At 44.2% G+C, this 22,391-nt stretch carries 15 protein-coding genes; 4 read left to right on the top strand and 11 right to left on the bottom strand.

Annotated features, from left to right (window positions below):
• Positions 1 to 21 precede the first annotated feature (21 nt).
• The 10 genes from C170_RS21270 to C170_RS21225 all read right to left on the bottom strand — a co-directional run bounded on the left by C170_RS21270 (position 22) and on the right by C170_RS21225 (position 16,751).
• A complete protein-coding gene (locus C170_RS21270; RefSeq protein ID WP_036613857.1) occupies positions 22 to 2,529 on the bottom strand; it encodes a WG repeat-containing protein in 2,508 nt (835 codons plus the stop codon).
• A gap of 172 nt (positions 2,530 to 2,701) precedes the next feature.
• Positions 2,702 to 4,117 (bottom strand): DUF4179 domain-containing protein, encoded by a 1,416-nt coding sequence (locus C170_RS21265; protein ID WP_036613856.1) that lies wholly within the window; start codon positions 4,115 to 4,117, stop codon positions 2,702 to 2,704.
• A 13-nt stretch (positions 4,118 to 4,130) separates the two neighbouring features.
• Positions 4,131 to 4,673: a sigma-70 family RNA polymerase sigma factor gene (locus C170_RS21260; RefSeq protein ID WP_036613854.1), complete on the bottom strand. Its 543-nt coding sequence runs from the start codon at positions 4,671 to 4,673 to the stop codon at positions 4,131 to 4,133.
• Between the two features lie 236 nt (positions 4,674 to 4,909).
• Positions 4,910 to 5,188, bottom strand: a complete 279-nt coding sequence (locus C170_RS21255) for a hypothetical protein (RefSeq protein WP_036613852.1) — start codon at positions 5,186 to 5,188, stop codon at positions 4,910 to 4,912.
• Entirely contained in the window at positions 5,175 to 7,007 is a 1,833-nt protein-coding gene (locus tag C170_RS21250) for a hypothetical protein (protein ID WP_036613851.1), read from the bottom strand. Before C170_RS21250 ends, C170_RS21255 begins: the two co-directional genes overlap by 14 nt.
• Positions 7,008 to 7,011: 4 nt before the next feature.
• The gene (locus C170_RS21245) at positions 7,012 to 10,569 is read right to left on the bottom strand and encodes a DUF4132 domain-containing protein (protein WP_036613850.1); all 3,558 of its coding nucleotides are present in this window, start codon (positions 10,567 to 10,569) and stop codon (positions 7,012 to 7,014) included.
• A 19-nt stretch (positions 10,570 to 10,588) separates the two neighbouring features.
• On the bottom strand, positions 10,589 to 11,812 hold the full coding sequence (locus C170_RS21240) for a VWA domain-containing protein (protein WP_235200810.1): 1,224 nt from the start codon (positions 11,810 to 11,812) through the stop codon (positions 10,589 to 10,591).
• A complete protein-coding gene (locus C170_RS21235) occupies positions 11,797 to 14,265 on the bottom strand; it encodes a DUF5682 family protein (protein ID WP_036613849.1) in 2,469 nt (822 codons plus the stop codon). The genes C170_RS21240 and C170_RS21235 overlap by 16 nt, the downstream gene beginning before the upstream one ends.
• Entirely contained in the window at positions 14,253 to 15,353 is a 1,101-nt protein-coding gene (locus tag C170_RS21230; protein ID WP_036613847.1) for an ATP-binding protein, read from the bottom strand. Before C170_RS21230 ends, C170_RS21235 begins: the two co-directional genes overlap by 13 nt.
• 420 nt (positions 15,354 to 15,773) lie before the next feature.
• The gene (locus C170_RS21225; protein ID WP_036614009.1) at positions 15,774 to 16,751 is read right to left on the bottom strand and encodes an aldo/keto reductase; all 978 of its coding nucleotides are present in this window, start codon (positions 16,749 to 16,751) and stop codon (positions 15,774 to 15,776) included.
• A gap of 189 nt (positions 16,752 to 16,940) precedes the next feature.
• Between C170_RS21225 and C170_RS21220 the strand changes: the two genes are divergently transcribed.
• From C170_RS21220 to C170_RS21205, 4 genes are all read left to right on the top strand, one after another.
• Positions 16,941 to 18,140, top strand: coding sequence for a cytochrome P450 family protein (locus tag C170_RS21220; RefSeq protein ID WP_036613845.1), 1,200 nt, complete (start codon positions 16,941 to 16,943; stop codon positions 18,138 to 18,140).
• Between the two features lie 40 nt (positions 18,141 to 18,180).
• Entirely contained in the window at positions 18,181 to 18,522 is a 342-nt protein-coding gene (locus tag C170_RS21215) for a ribosomal protein L7/L12 (protein WP_036613844.1), read from the top strand.
• Positions 18,523 to 18,692: 170 nt separating this feature from the next.
• Positions 18,693 to 18,977, top strand: coding sequence for an ArsR/SmtB family transcription factor (locus C170_RS21210; protein ID WP_036613842.1), 285 nt, complete (start codon positions 18,693 to 18,695; stop codon positions 18,975 to 18,977).
• A 229-nt stretch (positions 18,978 to 19,206) separates the two neighbouring features.
• Complete coding sequence (locus C170_RS21205; protein WP_036613840.1) at positions 19,207 to 20,391, top strand: MFS transporter; 1,185 nt, start codon at positions 19,207 to 19,209, stop codon at positions 20,389 to 20,391.
• 581 nt (positions 20,392 to 20,972) lie between these two features.
• Here the strand turns inward: C170_RS21205 and C170_RS21200 are convergent.
• On the bottom strand, positions 20,973 to 22,280 hold the full coding sequence (locus tag C170_RS21200; RefSeq protein WP_036613838.1) for a hypothetical protein: 1,308 nt from the start codon (positions 22,278 to 22,280) through the stop codon (positions 20,973 to 20,975).
• Positions 22,281 to 22,391: the final 111 nt, after the last annotated feature.

Genomic DNA, 22,391 nt, shown 5'->3' with positions numbered 1-22,391 from the left:
AAATGTTGGCTGTACCCTCAATCACTCATGGAAAGCTTTCCAGAACGAACCTTCTGTATTAATGATATCCTTGATCTGGACAAAAGGAATCGCAAACGTTGGAAACCCTGCCGCATAGGGTGCGATATCATACGGGTTGAAGTAGAGATGCAGAGCATCCGCTGTGACAAAAAACGGCTGATCCGCACTAATCCCCGTATAGGTGTCCGGAAACACATACGAGTATTGAGGATCATTTTTGATCTGATCCCCCACAATCTGGCTCAACACGTTTACATAGTCACTATTCGGTTTAAATAAATCCTTCAACTCATACAACTGACCATTCGTCAGATTAATGATTGCATAGATCATCGTAGGCATACCATGCGCTGCACCCGCCGGGTAGTTATAACCTGTGAGTTGCAGTTGCAGCAATTGCTGCTGATAGAACGTAATATCAAAATCCCCTGTATACGTGTAATCCAGCTGCTGATCAGCAGGAATCGGTTTAACCTGAGAGAGCTGCTTCAACTTGGCATTCAGCGCAATTTGCTCCGCTTGGTTCGTTAATCCCTCCACCTGCGGAAAATATACGAGATAGTCCCTGTTCGGCTTGTATTTCTCTTCGCGTACACGGTACGGCGGATGAAGTGGAACGATTGTATTTTGTCTCCAGATGATCTGTCCGGCCCGATTCACATACGATAAGCGCTGGTCTACATAGGCCTTAATCAGATCTGGTGCCACGACCTCCAGCGTACCCGAACCCTCTACATGTGGATACCCAGCGGCAGGTCTTCCACTCAGATCCAGCAGATAGGTTTGTCTGCCATCCGATGCGGAAGCAAGGCCGTTTTTGTAATTGCCTACTTCGCGATATAGGAACTCCGTAAGTCTTCTGCCATTGGTATCTGCAATCGCGTATACAGAGCCAATATACGGCTGCTCCGGATTAATTGCTTGCCCTAGCGCATAACGATGCTCGCCTAGTTCGCGGATGTCATTATAGGCGGGTTGAATGATAAACGATCCCTCCGTATTAATAACACCGTAGATCGATTTGTAGTCCTCTGCTGTATTAACAATCGCTTGCCCGCCGCTAAAAGGAAATGCCGATGAAAACTTGGGCTGAATGCGAATATTACCCCGTTCGTCGATGTAGCCATATTTGCCCGATGCTTCTTTTTGAAAAGCAAGCAATCCATCCCCCAGTGGTCCCACATAGGCATATGGATACGTTGCGAGCCGATGTCCATTGCGATTAATGAGCGCATATTCATTGTCCTTGATCTGCACAACCGCTTTGCCATCTTGAAAATCGTTCGCAGAAGCGAACTGTGCAGGTATCACCTCATTGCCCGACGCATCCAAATAACCATACCGACTCACCGATCCATCTGCCTGACCAGGATTAGAATCGTAAAACAACGCTCGACCGTCGTTCATATTTGAGATGTACGGGTACGCCCGTTTGGTCAGGACTGTACCTTGTTCATTAATCATCTTAAATCCTTGAGAATCAATTGTTATCGCCCGTTCTTCGGAAAAGGAATTGATGGAATCGTATACAGGTTGAACGACATACTGCCCCTGAAGATTAATAACGCCGGCACGACCGTCCTTCACAACCACAGCCAATCCATTGGGCTGAAACTCTTGCGCGTCATCCAGTACCGGTTCAAGCCGAATGTGGCCTTGTGCATCCATATACCCCCAACGCGTCCCACTCGTGGTTCGAACGGAGATTGGATATAACCATGTCGTTACCCGGGCATGGCTTATAGGGACCATCGCCTGCTTAATTTTCTTTTCCAGCTCTTGTAGTACCTCTCTGGAAGGATACGCTTCCGGGAAGCTGAGTGCTTTTTGAACGGAAGCAAGTGCTGCCGGATACTGGCCGGCATGGTACTGAGCATCCGCAAGGTAATACCAGTAAAAGATATAATCAGGATATTGCTGGGTTAGTTGCTCGTAATATTGCACCACTTTGGGATAATAGGTTGCATATACGTCCGGTGCAGGAACCCATTTCCCATTCTGCCATCGGATAATCTCCACACGATAGGCTTCCCCTGTGTCATGTATCCAGAGTGCAATCTCCACTTTCCCATCACGGCCATGTGGACCAGGCATATCTATAATCTCTGCATAGCTATAGTATAGATCGTCAGGCGCCAGATCTTTGAGCCCGGATTCCGTCCACTCATATACGGCAAGCTTAGACCAAATAGAACCAATCCGCCAACCGATAATGAGATTGTTCCTTGCCGTTGAAGTTACAGGGGCTGCAGTCATTAAAGTCACCCCATACCCCAATCCCTTAATTAGTGCCATCTTGATCCAATATCCTTGAACAAATTTCAGAATGAGCAAATACAGCTCACCATTCAACTGATAGACTGCAGCAATCTCCGGCATACCGTCACCGGTAAGATCTGCCGCATAGATCGCTGGATGTTGAACAGGTTTATCAATAGTGACGACCGTTGCACCAGCCGGAATATGTTGTTTCACAATTTGCGTTAACAGCGGTTCGCTCATGGACATCTCAGTTTCCTCCCTTATGACCGCATTCGCCTAATGGTATGCGTCATAAATCGGGATATGACATGTAATTCATTTTATATAAGTTGAACTAAAGAATACTCACACTTACCACTCTGATGACAGAACAAACTTCCGATCGCACTTATCCACCGATTTTTAATTCACTTTTTAATTATTCATCTTGTAAAGTTACTCTCTCCCCATTGATTAGCAGGTAGCTCACATCATTCACCGGAATGGTCTTAGGGGATATCCACTTAATGAGATCCTGATCCAGCTGGAGGAAACCGGATGCGCCAGACAACTTTGTACCATCCTTCAGGTGAACTTCAATACTCAAGTCCTCCACCCGAATCTTGCTCAGTGCCTCACCTGTAAGCGTGACGCCAACTGCGGAAAGAGTAACATTTGCCTGTGAGGCTCCATTTGCATCAAGCTGAACGTTTCCTGTTTTACTCAAACCATTTTCACTCAAGTTAAAGGTCGTTTTCCAATTCCCTTGTATAACTTCACTAATACTCGTAAAGTTGCCTTGAAGTCTCAGCTTATCTAATTCGTTAACAGCGGACAGATCATACACATACTCATCGTAATCCCCACCAATGTCTACTCCATTTTTCATGTATCTCCCGTAGCTAATAGAATATTGGGGAATATCGAGCTTTTGACCTTGCTCATCCGTGAAGTAGAAGTATCCATGATTATACTCGCCAATCTCATTATCCGGATTAATCTGAATGTGTAACTTGCCCTCCACAAAACCCATATTGGAAATATGCACCCAATTAATACCCTCAACAGGGATATTCGTTACATCCTGATGCAATACCGGAATTGGATCGGTTTCCATTTGAATATCAATTTCACCTCCCCAGCCACTTATACGATCTCGATCCAGGATATCATAGCTATTGATTTGCTTTTCATGTAGCAACTTCTCCCAGTCCACTTGTACGTTGTAACCATCTTGAAGAGATGTACCGGACATCAGCGTATTAATCTGAACGGTAATTCGATTTTTGCTCACTTTTCCTTGAATGAGAAATCGGACAATAGCCGTTTTATTAGCTTCATCATAATGAATAATCTGAGCGTTGTTTGCATTACCTCCGGTGACCCTGTAATCATATACATCCAGTGTATCGTCAATGCGATGACCCGTCAGATCCGATAATGAAACATAGATTTCCGTTGTATCTCCGTCCCTGACAGCACCTATAACCTCCATTCGAATCCCTTGATCTTCACTCACCTGATGAACAGGCTGAAGAATGCCAATCCGATCTACACCTAGAAAATGAAGAACAGTAGACAGATCAATGATGCCCACCGATGCAGCTGCCCCTGTAACAAGACATAACGATAACGCAGCGGTTACAGGAATATAGATGGCTTTGCGATACCTTTTTCTTTTATTCATGGACTTCTTGGTCTGTGCGGATGGAGCGGATGGATATAATATAGGTGGATAAAATGATGAATCTGATCTCGTAACGGTTGGTGGTTCATTCATCGCCAATTTATCATAGAACAACTTTTTAATATTAAAGAGGTTCTGCTCAGTGAATTCTTTTTCGGATTTTCGCATTTGATCGCCTCCTTTATTTCCTATTCATCCACCATGTCCTCAATCGTTGCCTGGAGCGATAAAGCTTGTTATGGACTTGCCTAACGTGTAGGGACAATGCTTCCGATATCTCATGGGGTCTCTGTCCTTCGTAAAACCGACGTTTCATAATCTCCCGTTCCGGTTCTGGAAAAGATTCAATCATTTGATTAAGTTCCGTATATGTCTCTTTACTGATCATCTGAACCAACAAATCATCCGTTTGCACCGAATGAATCTCCTCTTCATATGTAAGCTCAGTTCTTCGATTAAGTTTCCGGTAGCGATCAATCGCTTTATGTTTTGTGATTGTTGCAAGGTAATTTTTCAGGCTACTTCGCCTAGACTGGAATGCATCCGGATTCTGCCAAAAAGCAAAAAATGTATCTGCTACGCATTCTTCAATCTCTTCTGTCGATGCATGATGTAGGATGGAATGAGCAATCTTCCATAACAAACCTGCGTAGTGGTTCATCACCCATTCCATGGCTTCAGGATCACGATTCGCTACTGCCTTCCGTATCTGTTCTTCTTCCACGATTACATGTCCCCTCCCTTCCATGCTCATATGATCACGAGTGCTCGTGTTGATCCGTGCTTCCTACCTATATTCGTTTGGCAAATGACTTTTACTTACTCCACGATAAAAAAAGATTTGCAGTGACCTTGTGGTCTTCTACAAATCTTTTTTTATCCTATAATACATCTTGTAATACATCTTGTTTATTACATCATATCGCTCTCATGGGTCTTCGCTTGGAATACTAACCAATATTACGCCTCTTCTTGCACACTCAATTGTACATATTGGGTGAGACGACAATACTGAAATAACAGCAACTCTTCATTACCTTGTCCAAGAGCCACGCTACGCCCTTCCTTAATGAGGTGATTCAACAACTCATGCAGGAAACTCATCTGCAACCGCAAGGATTCCGCTGTGAGCTGCTCAAGTACCTCAATATCTCGGATCGTAAACTGAGATAACCCGCGCAGGAGCAACTCTTCTGACCAGCCGTTAATTTTCTGCATAAACTGATTATATTCTTCCAAGTCTGCCCATCCTCCCATTACCGATATCCAGTTTCAGACTGAGCACCGTTTTGCCTTTCAGGAAACTGATTGGGCTAATGCGTTTTGGTTCCACACGCACAAAGGCATAGAAGTGTTCAAGCGATTGGGAACCATATCCTGACTCCAGTCTTTGGATCATCGCCTGCCAGTCAGATGAATACGGGAGAGTGAGTGCCAATCTTTCCCCTTCGGTATTCTCAACCGTCAGGACAAGCTCCTGCGTTTGTTTGACAAAGCTATGGTCCACGATTCGAGCAACTTTGATTACAGCCAATCGTTCTTTGGGAGCAGCAAACAAGTCGAACGACCGCGATTCCTCTTGAAGTACAGTCGTTACATCTTGCATGGTTTTGCCCAGATTCAACGTTTCCACACCCGTTCGTGGCAAAATCGCAAGCTTGGCACCTTCCCCGGAAGAGATCCGGCGTTCTTCATTCACTTTAACTGTATGGAATTGAACTTCTTCACCCACGAACTGGCGAAAGGTCAGATTAGGCAACCATGGTGTGAATGCACCATAATGCTCTGTATACGAGAACTGCTGATCATCATAATATACAGCACGTACATCGCTATAAGTGTAGATTTCCTCATCATCGAAACAATAGAAATAATAGGTGATTCCACGGAAACCGGATCGTGTCTCCCACGCGTCAGCTCCCAGTCCATACAGATGAAGTGAAGGCACCGTATAGTATTTACTTCGAAAACTGCCAATGAGCTGACTCTGCTGAATGGCAGACACCTTTTCTTCTTCAAGAACCTGGAGTGCAAGATGCAGCTTGCTTACCCGATCCAACATGGATTGCATGGAGAAACGTATATGTCTGTTGAAAAACAACTGTAGTTCCCCTTGAATCCCTCGTAAACTGCGTTCTATGTCAGGCAGGTTGCCACTATGAGCTGCAATTGCCAGAGTCTCCAGTTGTGCCATATAGGACTGAGGAAGGCGGGCTAGTCCCGTCTTCAACAATCCTGCCAGCATAACCCGACATTCCTGCACTGTCTGAAGAGAGAACTTGGCTTCGTACACCCGTCCACTTAATGCATCCCTATCATCTAGGCCTTTTAGGTTCCGGTACCGTAACAAAGCTTCAAGCTTGGCCATTTTCCCGGCTGTCTGCTGCACCTTACATAGTGCTTTTGCAAGGTTCGCTTCCTCAGTAAAAGACACCTCGATATTCTGGGTGGTCAGATGAACCGTAAGAAGTGAATCTTCAAAGATCTTAATTTCCTCTGGGTATCTCAGTCGGAAAACAACTTCCTCAATCATGGAAGAACTATACGATTTAATTAACACGGGAAGGTCAGACTCTGTCATCCAGCGGAAGCGAGACTCGATCTCACGTGATACTGTATGCGGAATTTCGCTTGGATCGTCCACGTTTGATACTAAGTTTGATGCTGATTCTGTTACTGATACGTTTTTTGGTACGTCCAACGGATCATTATCCGATATCCCTGTGTCCTTATCCAGCGCATGCTTCTCGTCTGCATTCATTGAATCCTCTGCCGTATATTCCCGTTGATCATACAGAATTGCAATCAGCACATGCTTGCAGATATGATCGGCCGGGCAGGAGCATTCCCAATGATCCAGCGTATTTTCAAGCGTACAGTGTGTCCCGTCACTGAGCTGACAACTCACTGCTGCTTCATTCCATGTGTATGTTACACTTACACCGTTGTCCAACTCCTTCAAAGACCTTTTGTACAACCCCTTGTTGGCATACCGAATCAAATAATCCTCCGTACACAGCTTCGAAAAAATCCGGAATTTTTCCTTGAATCCACTCACGTCATCAACGCCCCGTTGCTCTCAGAATATCGTAGATCGTTTCACTGAACACGCGACCTGGAACATTGCCTAGAGCAATGGGTTTATTGTCCCCATAGTAATAATATTGCTTGTTATTCGGTTTGAAGAAATGTAGGGATTCCAGGGTAATGTCATCCAATCCCTCGTAATACGTGATGCTCGTACCACTGAATTGCAATTCCGCAACAAGATCTCCGTACTCTTTATAAAATTCATGAAACCAGCCGCCGTCCTGTGCCGGTCCTTTGATCCAACCGTATTTCTCCAGTGCTTTGGGGAAAGCCGTTGGTGAAAAATCAGACTCGGGCAGATGATCGTATTCATTCTTCGTTTTATCCTCATCTTCTGGTTGGTGAATCTCACGATTTAATTGCTCGAATGGCTGCTTGATCTCGTAATCCTCCAACTGCGTTGTCCAACCTTCAAGCGTCGCCTGATCCAGTTCCAGCGGGTGTATAAGTCCCACCTGCGCACCTGAAGGCAGATCAACCTCATCTTCATCCACAGAATTGAAGGTGCCATCCTCCATATAACGGAACGTGCTGATCAGAGCGCCATCCTCATACGTTCCCCAGATCAGACCAACAGCAAATTTTTGCATGATTACATTTTGTACAAACAATGCTTTCCACTCATCGGCAGACCACAGACGTTGCTTGGACAATGACTCTTCCAGACGCTGCGCCTGAATGTTAACCATGGATTTGAGATCTTTTTTCAGTTGTGTGAAACGTGCCTTGGACTGCGCTGCCAATTCAGGATCATCTTTCTGTGCAGGAGCAGGCAGACTCTTCACGGATTTTCCTGTTTCTTCATTTAAGACAACGACTTGTAAGTCTCCATTGACCTTAACCAGGAAGGAGCGCTCTCCGTAACTCAGCTGCATGGTTCCTTTTTCATCAAAACCAAGTGTAGTGACCAGCCGATCTTCGAGTTGTTCCGAGGTAAGTCCCATATTATCCGCTGCAAGCTGCAACGCTTCCTCGGCTGCACCTTTCACCTGACGGTTCTTCACCCCACGTTTGATTTTGTCAATCGCCATTAGAGCAGATGGATCTTTCAGGTAAGCGAGCACTTTCACAGCATCTGCTGCAATCGCGCCACGACTGTTTTCCGTCCATTCCTTAATTTGCGGAGCCAGAATATTCACAATGTGAATATCGCCAAAGAGTGCTGATACATACATCACCCATTTCTCTTTTGCAGGAGCACCTTCCTGAATCCAGACCTGAAGCAGTTCACTTGCAAAACGAGCGAGCGATGCCTCACTTACGTAATCTCGTAATTCATTCAACCGTTCATTAGGACCGGATGTATGATCCAATGATTGGACCAAAGCATACTGTTTAATCCGCTCATCTAAAGGCTGATTGTCTTCAATACGTATCAGTGAAGGGAGATCTTTCAAGGACAACCAGCTCAGTCTCGACAACTTTTTGGCATCCGCCTGATCAGCGAGTGCAGCATGGGCATACTCTGGACTTAGATCTGCGGTATCCAGCAGAATTTGGATCAAGCTCTTCCAATCGTCGGACTTCTCTTTCTTCAAAAGTTCACCGTACAGTTCCTTGCTGTTTTCCAGACTGCGGATTGCAGTCAGAGCCATTTCTTTGATCGCCACTTTTTTCTCCGAGAGGTATACGAGCGTATACAAGTCCTGATCAGGAATTCGGTTGAATTCCGCTAACGCCACGCCGTTGGCCTTTTTGGAAGAATCCTGCAATCCGGCACGAATCGCTTCGGCCAATATTTTCTTCGATAACTCATCACGCTGTTCAAAGGTAATCTCCAGAATTAAAATGCGTGTATCTGTTGGCAGTTTCTTGTACTGTGTCAGTGCATACTCCAGATTCTGCTGAATGATTCGGCGGTATTCGTCATGCGGCATCGATTTGTATCTGTAGTCGGTCATGCCATTAAGTGAGATCAGGCTGGTTAGCAATTTCTCACGTTGCACCTCAGGGTCTTGCCCGTAACGTTGAAGCAGCTGCTCTCCACTAAAAGCGTATGAATTGTACATGTCCGAGATAATATCCAATGTCCAATCGGGATGAGTAGTCAGGATTGCAAACCTGCGCATCGCCTCCGAATCCAAGGGCAGAAAACTAATACTAATGAGGTTGTGAACACGCTTCTTATCCCGATTCAGTTGATTAAACAACCCGCGACTATTTGGGTCCTCCCAATATTCCTCCAGGGTGTTTTCCCCACTTAAGTATCTTGCAATCGCAAGTCCTTGACGTCCCCCGTCCAAAGGATGCCGAAGAGCGTTAAATACCGCTTGCTCCAGTGACCCCTCCGCATTAGGCAATGTCAATCCTTGATCCTCCATGAATTTCTGAATGCAGAGTTTGAGGAATGGCGGTTTGATAATCTCGTATGCTCGAATCGCTTGTTCAGGACGATTCGCGATCGCGGATTGTAACATGTTCCAAGATACCGTGTACGAATTAAGCTCGTCCCGCAACATTTCAACCAACTGATAAGGTTCATCCAGAGGCACAAGTCCAGCAAGCAGATCATTTGGACTCTTGGCTCTAGGGTCCATACTCAGCAAGTAACGGCGAACTTCAAGTGGATAAATCTCATGTAATTGATGTACTGTGTGAAGCAAAACATGCCCAATCTCACTATTTGTATCAAGGAACCGTTGTTTACCTCCACTAATGTTAATCAGGTACAACAAGGCACCACTCACAAGTACCATAGTTTGATGGAATACTGTGTTTGAACATTGCTCTTTTGAAGAGAAAGACGTATTGGGATACAGTTCAGCTATGAGCTGACTACGCTTCTCCTTGAGGAATTCATCCTTCAATTCTTGGGAAGATCCGTTATGCTTTCCTTGAATATTACTGACCACTACAGGTTCAATCAACGTATGTAACTCGTCCCGCAACTTATCTGGATCATTAGCCATTACATGTTGAAACAACACTGGTAACGATTGAACAGAAGATTGAACCTCTGCAAGATGAGAAGCCGTGTCACTGAGTCTTGAATATAATTGCAGCAGCATTAATGCATTAATTACATCCCGGTAATCCCCTTGACTGTCCGCTTTTTTGGAATCAAAAAGCCACTGGGCACGCTTTAATTTACTCTTTAATTCAGTCAAAATTTCGTTCTCGCCTGCAAACTGTTTGATCTTCTCCAACCGGGACAACAATCCATCCATACGATCAGCACTTTTGCTCTTCCCGCTTAATCCGTAGGCTTCAGAGTCATTTCCCATACAGACAGTAAAGGCATCCGTTCTCCATGAATTTCTTTTGGAATAATTGGATTCCAGATATATCACAATAGCCCCGGCACGGTAAAAGATATCTCCATCGTCTTTTTTGGCAAGCTTCATGAGCAGATCAATCGTTTGATACACATAATGACTCGAATTTCCCATCATATCCGGAAACTTGTCTGTCGTTCCCAAGACGTAATCGATAATTTCGGAGCTTCGATCTGTTTTTAATGAATACTCGTTTGAACAGGTTACTGCGAATTTCTCCACCAAAGTTTCAACTGCGCGGTCTGCGGTAAGCATTACACATTCCTCCTTGAATTTAAGTGATAATCTCGCCAATCCAATCCGCGAGTTCGTTAGGCGTAATTGCTGCTACATGTGCCCCCATATTGGTTAATGTCTGTGCGGCATGTTTGTTATAGACTGAATCCCCGTTAAAATCGAGCGCGGTGAGAACCAGTAGCTTGCATCCTGCATCGATAATATCTTTACAGGCTTTATACATTTGCGCGATCGGGTACCCTTCCTCCAGATCACTGACCAGAATAAAGATGGTTTTGCCTGGATTATCGATTAACGTTTCGCCATATCGCAGCGCTTTGGTAATATGTGTGCCCCCGCCGAGCTGTACATTCATGAGCACGTCTACGGGGTCTTCCAGCCTGTCGCTCAGATCAACAACCTGCGTATCAAATATGAATAATTGGGTGCGCAACGCATTCAAACGGTAGAAGATGCTGGCCATCACCGAACTGTAGATGACTGAATCCAGCATACTGCCACTTTCGTCCACACCAATGACGATGTTCCACTTGTTATGAGGCTGTATACTCCCGTCGAAATACAGACGATCAATCACAAATCTGCGCTTGTTTTTATCGTAATTTTTCAAATTCTTGGTGATGGTTCGCTTGAAATTCAGATTGCGTAAGGATCGTACTGAACTGGAGGTATAGCGACTGCGCTTGCCCATGATACTGGCTCGGATCTGCGATTCCAGCTTGCTGCGGAGCTCTTCAACCACGGTTCGCACGATATCCTTGGCGCTTTTTAACACCTCACCTTTCATCCGTCCTTTGAACTGCATAATATTCTTGAGCAGATTCATGTTGGGTTCAAGGGATTCAAGCAGCTTTTTGTCCGTTAACAATTCTGTCAGCCCATAACGATCAAGCGCCTGTTTCTCCAATATTTCGACCGTTGGTTTGGGGAATAGGTCCCTGACTTTGTGCAGCCATTTTGGTACAGTCAGATTAGATGCACCGCGTCCTCCCTCTTTTCGATAACCTTGTTCTTCACCGTATTCACGGTTATACAGATACCCCAGAATCTCATCGATTTCCATATATTGAAATTCAGCCGAAGTGTATTGGTCTGTATTACACAACCCTTCTTCAGCGGATTCACCGAGAATCAGACGCCATCGATTTAAGGTTTCAGCAGAATGTTGATCCCCTCGGTTGTTTCCATCCGGATTGGAACTTTCATTGATTTCTCCGGTTTCGTCCGTTGTCCGATTCGCTTCATTCATATTAGCTTCCATGCGGCAAACTCCTTTCGAAGCGCTTCATCCCACGTCTTGGACTGAATCAGCATCTGTTCATCGACCGCAGGCCTCAACATCTCCTCTGGTTCAACCTGATGCAGACTCGCCACCCGTTCAGCAATCAAGCCCGTCTCCATTGGTGTAAAGTAGGTGAATGCCAACCGCAATTCCGGTACCATACTGATGAAGTCGTCGTATGACAGCTGTTCAATCAGATAATTCAACTCAGACAACAGCTGATCTTCATATAAAAAAGCGTCACGTGCTACAGTGAATACTCCCTGCAAAAAAAGTGCCGTTTGACGGGTCTGATCCGGTGTACCATGGATATACCCGCGAGCACGATCAACAATCTCATCCCTGGGCCTGTCACCTAGCCCTGAGGAAATAGCCACACACACACCCTCCAGCTGAGCCGGAAGCTGCTGATCCGACAGAAGCTCATTCAGGTGAATTCGGAATGTCTCATCCTGAAAATTCTCCTCTGATGACTCCGCGAGCATAGCTAACAGCTTCAATCCCTGAATAATAGCTTCATGTTCATCCGGATTGGCTCTGGAGAGCTGTAACAACTTGTCTACGGCATTCCTGTAAGCCTCGGATACTAGCTCAGGGAGTTGTTGCTCGTCAGATAGTCCCAGCAACCTGCGGTGCTGATGAATTCGGTTCAAGACATGCAGACTGTTACATAAGGAAAGGAAATTCCCGTCGGTTCTCAGCGCTGAGCGCACCTGTTCATAAAGTTTCATCGCTGTGTCCTGAAGTCCCATGAGCAGCGCTTGAAGCATGAGTCGGGCAAGTTCACCGCTATGATGATCCGGTACTTCCTGCATCTGTTCTTCCATTTTGCGTGTAGCCGCCCCGGCAAGTGTTCCACCATATAGAGAGTTCTCTATCAATCTGGCTTCAATGCGGGATGAGTACATATAAACCCAGGTTTCGCGCACAAGATTCATATCACGCTCTGCGATCCAGTCCGGCCCTGATTGCCGTTTCGCGAATTCCGGAACCAGATAGGTGATGCATTGAATCAATTGGCTTATCTGACGATGCTCCGGTTTCGCATACAGATCCAGCACTTTCTTGTGTTGACCTGTTGTACGAATCTGCAGTTTGTACTCTGTACAACGCGCCTTGAAGTCCTCCACGATGGGAATACTGAATGAATTGGGAGCCACGCTTCCAATGACGTCTCCTGTCAATAACCGCTGCAGCTCTTGCAGCGGTTTATCGGTCGCCAAGGTAAGCTCCCCCTTCACAAAGGAAGAGAGTGCTGCATCCATTAACTCATAGACGCCGCCTTCCCTTTTACCCCGAAGCCAGGCAAGACCTTGAATCATGCCGTACGCCTCAATCGCATCACTCGTTGATACATGCTCGAGTCCATCCCGTAATTGGCGCATCAGCCGAGATAACAAGTCCAGAGCCGTTAGATTATACGGTGTACTCTTTTTGCGAAGCAGCTGGTTCCAGATCTGATCGTAATAATTTACATAAGGCATGCCGCTCGCATATCCATTGAGCCGATCCGCTTCAGCAAAGGTATAGACCATTGGGTACATTTGTTGGTGAACCGTATCTGGATTAACCTCACTTTGTTGAGACGTTCCTGGTTTACCTTGTCCATCCAAACGTTGGTCTGTATGCCGTTTATCCATTTCTGGCTGTTCCAATTGGGATTCATGTTGCTCTGACATCAACAGTCCATACGTATGAAATCCACCTGTAATGACAAGCACACGGTCATGCTCCTGCACCGCTTGATTAATACGTTGTCTCATATGTGCTTCTCTTGCCAGATCACCTGAAGACTGTAATCGTTCCGTGGAATAACACATTCGGGATAAGGTACAATACGTGAATACATCCTGCACGAATGCCCGAGTGGATTTCTCCAGACCGCCAATTTCAAACACCTTTTCCCACAATTCATCAAAACTGCGGCAGTTTGTTTTTTGGCACAACCGGTTGATGAAATCAGACCCCGCAAGCAAGGTTTCGTCCTGAATGGAGATCTCCTTTTGTTCTGTCTGGCCGGATTTGGATGCACGAGTGGAGAAGTGTTGATAGTCCAGGTCAATAAACTTCGCCGGAATATCCAGCCGTTCTGCTTCTTTCAAAGCGACATATTCAGGCGAATAACGAAGCATCGGATAATAGCAAGCTTCTCTCTCCAATTCACTCTCATAGGTATAGTACAGACTGACAGGAGGTACCGTTGCCTCATCACTCAGCACCGAAATTAATGGATTACCACTCTCCGGTCCTTCAATCAAAATGATATCCGGCTTGTACTCCTCAATTAATCGTAACAAGTGATACGAACATGCAGGGCTATGGTGTCTAATAGGATAATAGACCGTATGATTACTCAGATTATATACCTGGGACTCGAACAAGGATTGTAACTGCTCAACATCAGGGTCCAGAACTGCTGTTAACCGATCCATTTTCTCTCCTCATAATAGTCCTTCCATATTCCCTCTTCTCTGGAACGCTCTTTTACGACCTTGGAGAAATAGGTTTTGAGAATGGACAGATCCTTGTCGTTTTCCTTTGCAATGGTGCCCAGCATGTTCTGCACCAACCGATCCAGTGCAATAGCTTTATTTTCGTAATAATAGGAAGTCATCGCACTCTGGACATAGACAGACACTGCTTCCGCCGTACTCATGGATGCTTGAGGGGTATCGAGCTTGTATCCTTCCCGTGTCATGCCGGTGCGCAGTTCCATGAATGTTGTAGCCAGCAATTCAACCACATCCGGGTTAATTTCAATATCAATTCCACTATGTAATAACAGGCTTCGTGCCTGGGACTCAATAATTTTGGCTTCCATCTTTACGTTATGAATGGGCTTGATCGTTTCAAAATTGAACCGGCGTTTCAATGCACCACTCATTTCGTTAACACCTTTATCCCGAATATTGGCTGTAGCAATAACGTTAAATCCCGGTTGGGCAAACAGTACACCACCGTCCAGTTCAGGAATGCTCATGACCTTGTCACTGAGAATACTAATCAGACTATCCTGCGCTTCAGCCGGACAACGTGTAATCTCTTCAAAACGGGTAAGAATACCTTTCTTCATGCCGTTATATAACGGTGATGGCACAAGTGCCGCTTCCGAAGGGCCTTTATCAAGCAGCATGGCGTAATTCCAGGAATACTTGATCATATCCTCTGTTGTGCCTGCTGTACCTTGAATCGTGTTTAGACTGGTACCGGAGATCGCTGCGGTCAGCAGTTCGCTAAGCATGGTCTTGGCTGTCCCGGGTTCTCCCACGAGCATTAATCCTCGATTGCCTGCCAGAGTAACCACTGCACGTTCAATTAACACGTCATTGCCATAGAATTTGCGGGTAATCGTGATCTCTTCTCCATTTAATAACGCAGGTTTATCCCTGCCAATAATAAAATCGCGCACATAGGCGGGAGATAACAGCCAGTTCGGGGGACGTTTCCCCTGATCTTCCTCTCGCAGCGCACGTAATTCAACCTCGTATAATGTCTCGGCGGGTGGTTTAAGCATCTCCATCGTCAAGGTGTCTCCTCTCACGTAAACAGATCGTATGTTCTTATTCCTATCATTTTATCACAGCACTCCAGCAACTACCCGGTAAAACGATAAAAATGGTTGAAACGTCCTTCTTATCAGCACTTCTTCTAAGTCCATGGACATAGCCTCTAGCGCAAATATGAAGGTGAAATATCCTTACAGCCGTGCCAACACACTGGTTTCGGATCAGAATCAGCATGCTTATTACCCATTTAAAAGCATTGTAGGCCATATGACCTTAGGAATCATTACACTTTCGATCGTGTGTTTCAACCAAATGAAGCCCATTATTACAAAGAAGACACAGGCCATCAGCAGCCTGTGTCTTCTTATATGTTCAAATTTCACCCAATATCTATGAATTTTGATCGAAACAACCAATCTCTTAGAAGTTCCTACTTACATTCTACGCCCGCATGAGGCGGAATACAGCTCGTACCACTCATAACGGGTAAGTTCAATATTCGTTGCATCACGACAGGCCAGAATACGTTCTGGTCGAATCGAACCAATGACAGGTTGAATCCCTGCTGGATGCTTCATTAACCAAGCCAGTACAATAGACTCCGGTGTAACTCCACGCTCCTTAGCCATTCGATCAACTAATTGAGCCGTATGCTCAAGTTCAGGACGCTGTCCCTCAACTACCCTGCCAGTAAATCGCCCTTGAGCAAGGGGACCCCAAGCTTGCAGTTGAATATGCTCTGCCTGACAATATTCCATCGTGCCATAGGGAAACACGTTGTCTCTGGCTTGAGGACGATTTACCGTCACACCAGCCTCTACGAATCCGATTTTATCCAGACTCATCTCCAGCTGGTTCACAATCAGAGGTACTTTACTATGAAGCTGAAGAAGGCGAATCTGTTCAGAACCCATGTTGGACACACCAAAATGGCGCACTTTACCGGAATGATGCAGTTCAGCCAGTGCTTCTCCAATCTCTTGCGGATGGGCGAGCGGATCAGGACGATGTAACAGCAAAATATCCAGATGCTCGATGCCGAGCCGTTCCAGGATACCGTCCACACTCGCCAGAATATGTGCACCTGAGGTGTCATAACGCTGCGGTCCTTCATCATCACCCACAAGACGTATACCACATTTCGACTGTATAATGATCTGTTCACGCAAGCCGGGAGTTTCGGATAAAACTCGCCCCAAGACATGCTCTGCCTTACCACGTGTGTAAATATCCGCCAGGTCAAAGTGATTAATGCCGATTTCAATAGCTGCTTCTACCGCTCGATGACCTTCTACGACAAGATCTGAAGTAATGGGGAACCCATCCCATTCACCCCCAAACCGCATACAGCCAAGAACCATTCGACTTGCCGGAATCTGGTGATGATGCAAAGGAAGTTGTGCGTAAGACATGTCAGCGTTCACCTCATTTTCATTTTTACCAAGCATAATAACCGATTCTCTCTACCATGTCTTCTTCCATCTTCCTCTATTTTCCTGCTCTATCATCCATATGGACCAAAAACAAGGTTTCAAAAGCTTGTGTATTGAATATATAGAGGGTGCAGGTATTATGCAGGAATATGAGAGGAGATTTTGCATTTGAATCCGAATGAATCCAACGAGTCCTCAAAGCCAGCGTTTTTCACGAAAGAATTCACGCATAACCCTTACTCGGTATATGAAATGTTAAGAAAAGAGGAGCCTGTTTTCAGAGTCATGTTTCCTCACGGGGAATTCGGCTGGATTATTACGCGATACGAGGATGCAGTTCAGATCCTGAAAGATCCTCGCTTCAGCAAAGATATGGTCCGACGTTACGGCGCTGACAATCAAAGCATCTTCTCCAATAATATGTTGTTCTCCGATCCGCCGGATCATAAACGTCTTCGGGGACTTGTGCAGAAAGCATTCACACCCAAACTGGTCGCAGACATGCGGAGCCATATTCAGGACATTGCTGATGAACTGCTGGACAACCTCCCGTCACAGGAAAAAATGAATCTGATCGATGACTTTGCCTTCCCGCTGCCCATCATTGTCATTAGTGAAATTTTGGGAGTCCCTCTTGAGGATCGTGACAAATTCCGCATCTGGTCCAATACGATAATTGATGCTTCCATAGCCAAGAGTGCCGAGCTGTTTGAGCAGCATGCCAGGGAGTTAACGGATTACCTGACGGCCTGGTTTGCAAAAGTTCGCCAAGATCCCGGCACTGATCTGATCAGCCAGCTCGTCATTGCGGAAGAATCCGGGCAGCAGTTAACTGAACAAGAACTGCTTGGCGTTGTCTCCTTATTAATTATTGCCGGTCATGAAACAACCGTGAATCTGATTGGAAATGGGATTCTCGCCCTGCTGGAGCATCCGGAGCAACGCGAACTGCTGATCAACCAGCCCGAGCTTATTCACAATGCCATTGAAGAGATGCTTCGCTATAACGGACCGGTGGAGTTCAGCACATCCCGCTGGGCTCTGGAAGATATTGAATTCCGTGGACAACGTATCGCTCAAGGTGATCTTGTCATTGTTGCGCTTGATTCCGCCAACCGGGACGAGCAGCAGTTTAAGGATGCTGATATTTTCGATATCACACGCGAGAAGAGTTCGCATCTGGCTTTTGGCAAAGGCATTCATCTCTGCTTGGGAGCACCGCTTGCTCGTCTGGAAGGTGAGATTGCAGTCAGCACACTTCTGAATCGTTTTCCAAATATACAGCTTCAGGCAGATGTGAATGAACTGGAATGGAGACCTGGTATGAATGTTCGTGGTGTCAAGGAAATCCCGGTTCAACTAAAATAATGGCTAAATATGAATAAATGAAAGTGAGGCACATTACATCATGGAAATGAACACCTTGGTATGGATCGTTTTGCTGCTTCTGATCTTTGTGTTACTGGTCAGAGTCACCAGCCTGCAACGCCAATTAAATGAATTGAAAAGAGATGTCGAGCGTCTGGAGAACGGTTCAACCGACAGCGTCCGATCCGACTTCAATTACACCTTGTCGCCGAAAGAAGCATCTCTTTCCCACACAAGCCAACCAACCCAAACGGATCTGGATCAGGAACTGCTCACACTGATACAACAAGGGAAAAAAATTATGGCGATCAAACGACTGCGTGAAGCCCGAGGTCTTTCGTTGAAGGAAGCCAAAGACTATGTTGATTCTCTCGATCGGTAATATACAACTCACATAACTCTCGGGGAAGTTACTACAGACTTTCGGCTGTTAACACAGACGCAGTAGAAAGTGTGGAATCTTCGTCCGAGAGTTTACTTTTCAAACGACATATGCTACTGTTATTTCTATATTACTAGAAATAAGAAATAAAGACGAAAGGACCGATCATTATGCAATCAAACTCAAATGAGATTGAACAAGTTGTCAAAATTCATAAAGCGCTGGGCGAACAAACACGCTACAAAATCATTCAGATTTTATCGGGCGAAAGCAACCTGTGTCCTGCCGATCTGGAGAGCCGCCTTGTTACGGTTGCCCTATCGACTCTGTCTCATCACCTGAAACAGCTGTCCGATTGTGGTCTGCTTACATCGCAAAAGAAAGGTACGTATATCTACTACAGCCTGAACACGGAGACCGCACAAAAGTTTGTTCCCTATCTGCTAAATAAATAAAAAAATTTGAGTCATATTTCTATATAATTAGAAATATTGAAACAACGCACAATATTTATTAGTAAAACTAGGTCACCTAAGTTTACGCTTATACCAATATTCATTATCTAGTTTGTAGCATTACCATTCGCGCAGATGGGTTGCATTCAGAGCATTCATGTCTTGTTCAATCGTCTTTATTTCTATATTTCTAAAAATATAATAATAATAAGAAAGAGGTTATGTTTCCATGTCTTCTACGCTCAAAATCTATGTTCTTGCCTTGGTCAGTTTCCTTGTAGGAACGTCCGAATATGTCATTGCCGGCATTTTGGATCGTATTGCAGATACGATGAATATCTCTTTAATCGCTGCCGGACAGCTCATTACGATTTTTTCGCTCGTATACGCGCTCGGTACACCTGTCATTATTGCACTGACTTCGCGCTGGGACCGTCGCAAGCTGTTGCTATACTTCCTCGGTCTATTCGTTGTGGCTAATGTTCTTGCCTACCTGTTGCCGGGTTATGGACTGTTCGTGGCAGCACGAGTGTTGATGGCTTTAGGCGCAGGCGTTGTTGTTGTCACGGCATTAACGGTTGCTTCCCAAATAGCGGCGGAGGGTAAACAAGCTAGTGCAATCGCCACAGTAATCACTGGATTTACAGCTTCTTTAATCGTTGGCGTTCCGCTGGGAAGGCTTGTAGCTGCATCTTGGGATTGGAAGCTTGTTTTTGCCGGTATCGCCGTTCTTGGAGTTCTCGCCATGCTGGTAATCGCGGCCGCCATTCCGCCTTCCAAAGCAGAAGCGCCTGTTCCGCTGAAGAAACAACTGTCTTTGCTCAAACAGCCACGAATTGTTTTGGCACTGCTGGTGACATTTTTCTGGTTAGGTGGTTATTCCATTGCCTACACGTACATTTCACCTTACCTTGTATCCGTTTCAGGAATGAGCGAAGCACTACTCAGTTCAGCTTTACTCGCATTTGGCATAGCAAGTCTGATCGGTTCAAAAGTTGGAGGGTTCAGTGCTGACCGATTGGGTGTCAAACGAACGCTGATCACAGGCATGACATTACATATCGTAAGTCTGGTCCTGTTGAATATAACGGCAAGCTCTCATCTCGCTGTCTTCCTTGTTCTGATTTTGTGGTCTTTTGCCGCGTGGTCCTCAGGACCAACTCAGCAATATAACCTGGTCACCATGGCTCCGGAATCCTCTGGCATCATGCTTAGTCTGAACAGTTCGGTGATGCAATTAGCCATGGCTGCCGGCGCAGGTATTGGCGGAATCGCGGTCAGCAGCGTTTCATTATCATCCATTACCTGGATTGGCGCTGTCGGGGTTGCTGTTGCCGTCATCATCGTTATAAGCTCGTATCGTTCAGCACCTGTCAAAAGTACACAAGCCAATACATCGCACAACGTTGCATGATATGAATTTGTAGTACAAAAAACAAACCAAAAAGAGAGGCACTGTACGTATACAGTGGCCTCTCTTTAAACATTTTAACAGCAATTTTTATTAGTCTCTGAATGATCAGATAATGGAGTTAACCTAGAACACAAAATGATCCACTGTTACGAGTGTATCCACACGGAACACTTCTAAAAAATGATTTTATTTTCTGTGCATTACTCTTTTTGTGATATAATACTTTTCTCAAATAAAAACGACTGCAGATAGATAAGCAAAGTTTGCAATGGGGTTATCTGAACTAAAAATTCATCTGTTAAAAACTCTTCTAACAAAAGAATGTTTCACCTCTTTTCTTTTGCGATGACAGCCAAACTCCAATCGAAATTATTTAGTAATGTTGTTCTTTTAATACTTGATCTTTCAATAAATATGTCCTTTTCATAATAAGAAAACAGGATGCGAATTTCACACATTATTCTCATCGTTATATTTCAAAAAGCTTATATATTGATTGACCCTCAAACTATGAAGATCGAAATTCTACTAAAAATTTATTGAATTCAGCGATCCATTTAAAAAGGTACGTAATCAGATTCTTAAAAGCCCCTTACGATGTTAGCTCCTTTTCTTAACCACTCTAAATAATCTTGATCGTCTAATATTTGTTTCTTAATGGATTCAAATAATTCGTCAGTTATATCAACATTGCTTGTTTGACTAACCTTCTCGTAGACTAAATTTCTTATATCAAGAAGGCAAGCATTCTCATCCAAGAATTTACCACAAATATATATACAAAATAAATTGAACCAGAACCATGTATCTTTATTGCTCCTTTTTAACTTAATACCATCTATATTAAATTCATGAACAAAACGTTTTAGTTCTTTTACATTAAGTTCAGAAGAAAAGCTGAGCATAAACAAATTATTTTTTACTGACTCCAAAAATTTTTTATGGTTAGAAGTTTTAGTACTCTCCATTTCCGCTAGTTTATTAGTTATCATTACTAATCTTGTTTTATATTCGAAATTTTGAAAATCACTCATAAGGTTTTCGAAACAAAAAATCTTATAATCAAAAACGTTCCCCTTACCTTCCAAAGGGAGCTCCTGAGAGAAAAAATAGCATTTACCCTGTTCCAAAATATTACCTAAATTAATCTGATACGCCGCTAACCCGAAGAAAGAAATATACACATAGAGAGAATCGTTAATTTTATTCCTGATAAGTAAATGACTACCTAATCTGCTTAGTTCCTTGATTTCAAGACACACTTTTTCGTCAGTTATTAGAGAAACCAGTTCGTTTTCACTTTCTTCTATGCCAGTTAAAATAAATTGAATAATGTCACTATAAATATCTAGACAAGTGTTTATTTTCTCTAATTTACAATGCCATTCATATGCTATTTTGGCCATCAATCTTTTTATTTCAATACTATAAAATATAGATATATCAATTTCCACTTGCTCTTCTATTTCAATATTGTTGAGGTCAACACATTTAATATTATCCTCATGAAAGTTCTTCATTCTGATCAACTGATTTATAGGTCCTAACAATTGCCTACCTGTATCATCTCTAAATATTTTTTTACCTAAAGTAGTTGATTTTGATATCACATTTTTGGCTGAATACGTTCTATCTTCAATTAAATATTTAGCTTTATAGGATGGGTATTTATTTCCTTTTCCTTTAATATTAAGATGGTTTCTTATAAAGGCCAACTCTTCAATGACCTTTGATTCAAACATATTGCTGAACTTATTGTTATGATCTATTCTGCAAACATTCTTGTTTTTGATTGTTTGGTTCGTTAGCCCATCAGGAATAATATCTGACTCTGATAATTCAATACCGTCTGCCTCTCCTCTTCCACAATAGATACAACAATTGCCCACAATCTTCTCTCCTTCTTAACACATTTTTATAATGTAAGTAACAATATTAGCTATAGTACGGATTTGTTTTAAGCAAGTTCTTGTCATACTCAATATCTCTCAGTATGATTA

The organism is Paenibacillus sp. FSL H7-689 (genome assembly GCF_000517905.1).
Lineage (GTDB): Bacteria > Bacillota > Bacilli > Paenibacillales > Paenibacillaceae > Paenibacillus > Paenibacillus amylolyticus.
This window is presented reverse-complemented; position numbering and strand designations above follow the sequence as displayed.

What these genes read in the sequence shown, in the direction of transcription:
- C170_RS21240 (WP_235200810.1), bottom strand. Translation starts at nt 11,812, where the DNA reads ATGGAAGCTAATATGAATGAAGCGAATCGGACAACGGACGAAACCGGA.
- C170_RS21205 (WP_036613840.1), top strand. Translation starts at nt 19,207, where the DNA reads ATGTCTTCTACGCTCAAAATCTATGTTCTTGCCTTGGTCAGTTTCCTT.
- C170_RS21265 (WP_036613856.1), bottom strand. Translation starts at nt 4,117, where the DNA reads ATGCGAAAATCCGAAAAAGAATTCACTGAGCAGAACCTCTTTAATATT.
- C170_RS21235 (WP_036613849.1), bottom strand. Translation starts at nt 14,265, where the DNA reads ATGGATCGGTTAACAGCAGTTCTGGACCCTGATGTTGAGCAGTTACAA.
- C170_RS21225 (WP_036614009.1), bottom strand. Translation starts at nt 16,751, where the DNA reads ATGTCTTACGCACAACTTCCTTTGCATCATCACCAGATTCCGGCAAGT.
- C170_RS21270 (WP_036613857.1), bottom strand. Translation starts at nt 2,529, where the DNA reads ATGTCCATGAGCGAACCGCTGTTAACGCAAATTGTGAAACAACATATT.
- C170_RS21210 (WP_036613842.1), top strand. Translation starts at nt 18,693, where the DNA reads ATGCAATCAAACTCAAATGAGATTGAACAAGTTGTCAAAATTCATAAA.
- C170_RS21245 (WP_036613850.1), bottom strand. Translation starts at nt 10,569, where the DNA reads ATGCTTACCGCAGACCGCGCAGTTGAAACTTTGGTGGAGAAATTCGCA.
- C170_RS21215 (WP_036613844.1), top strand. Translation starts at nt 18,181, where the DNA reads ATGGAAATGAACACCTTGGTATGGATCGTTTTGCTGCTTCTGATCTTT.
- C170_RS21230 (WP_036613847.1), bottom strand. Translation starts at nt 15,353, where the DNA reads ATGGAGATGCTTAAACCACCCGCCGAGACATTATACGAGGTTGAATTA.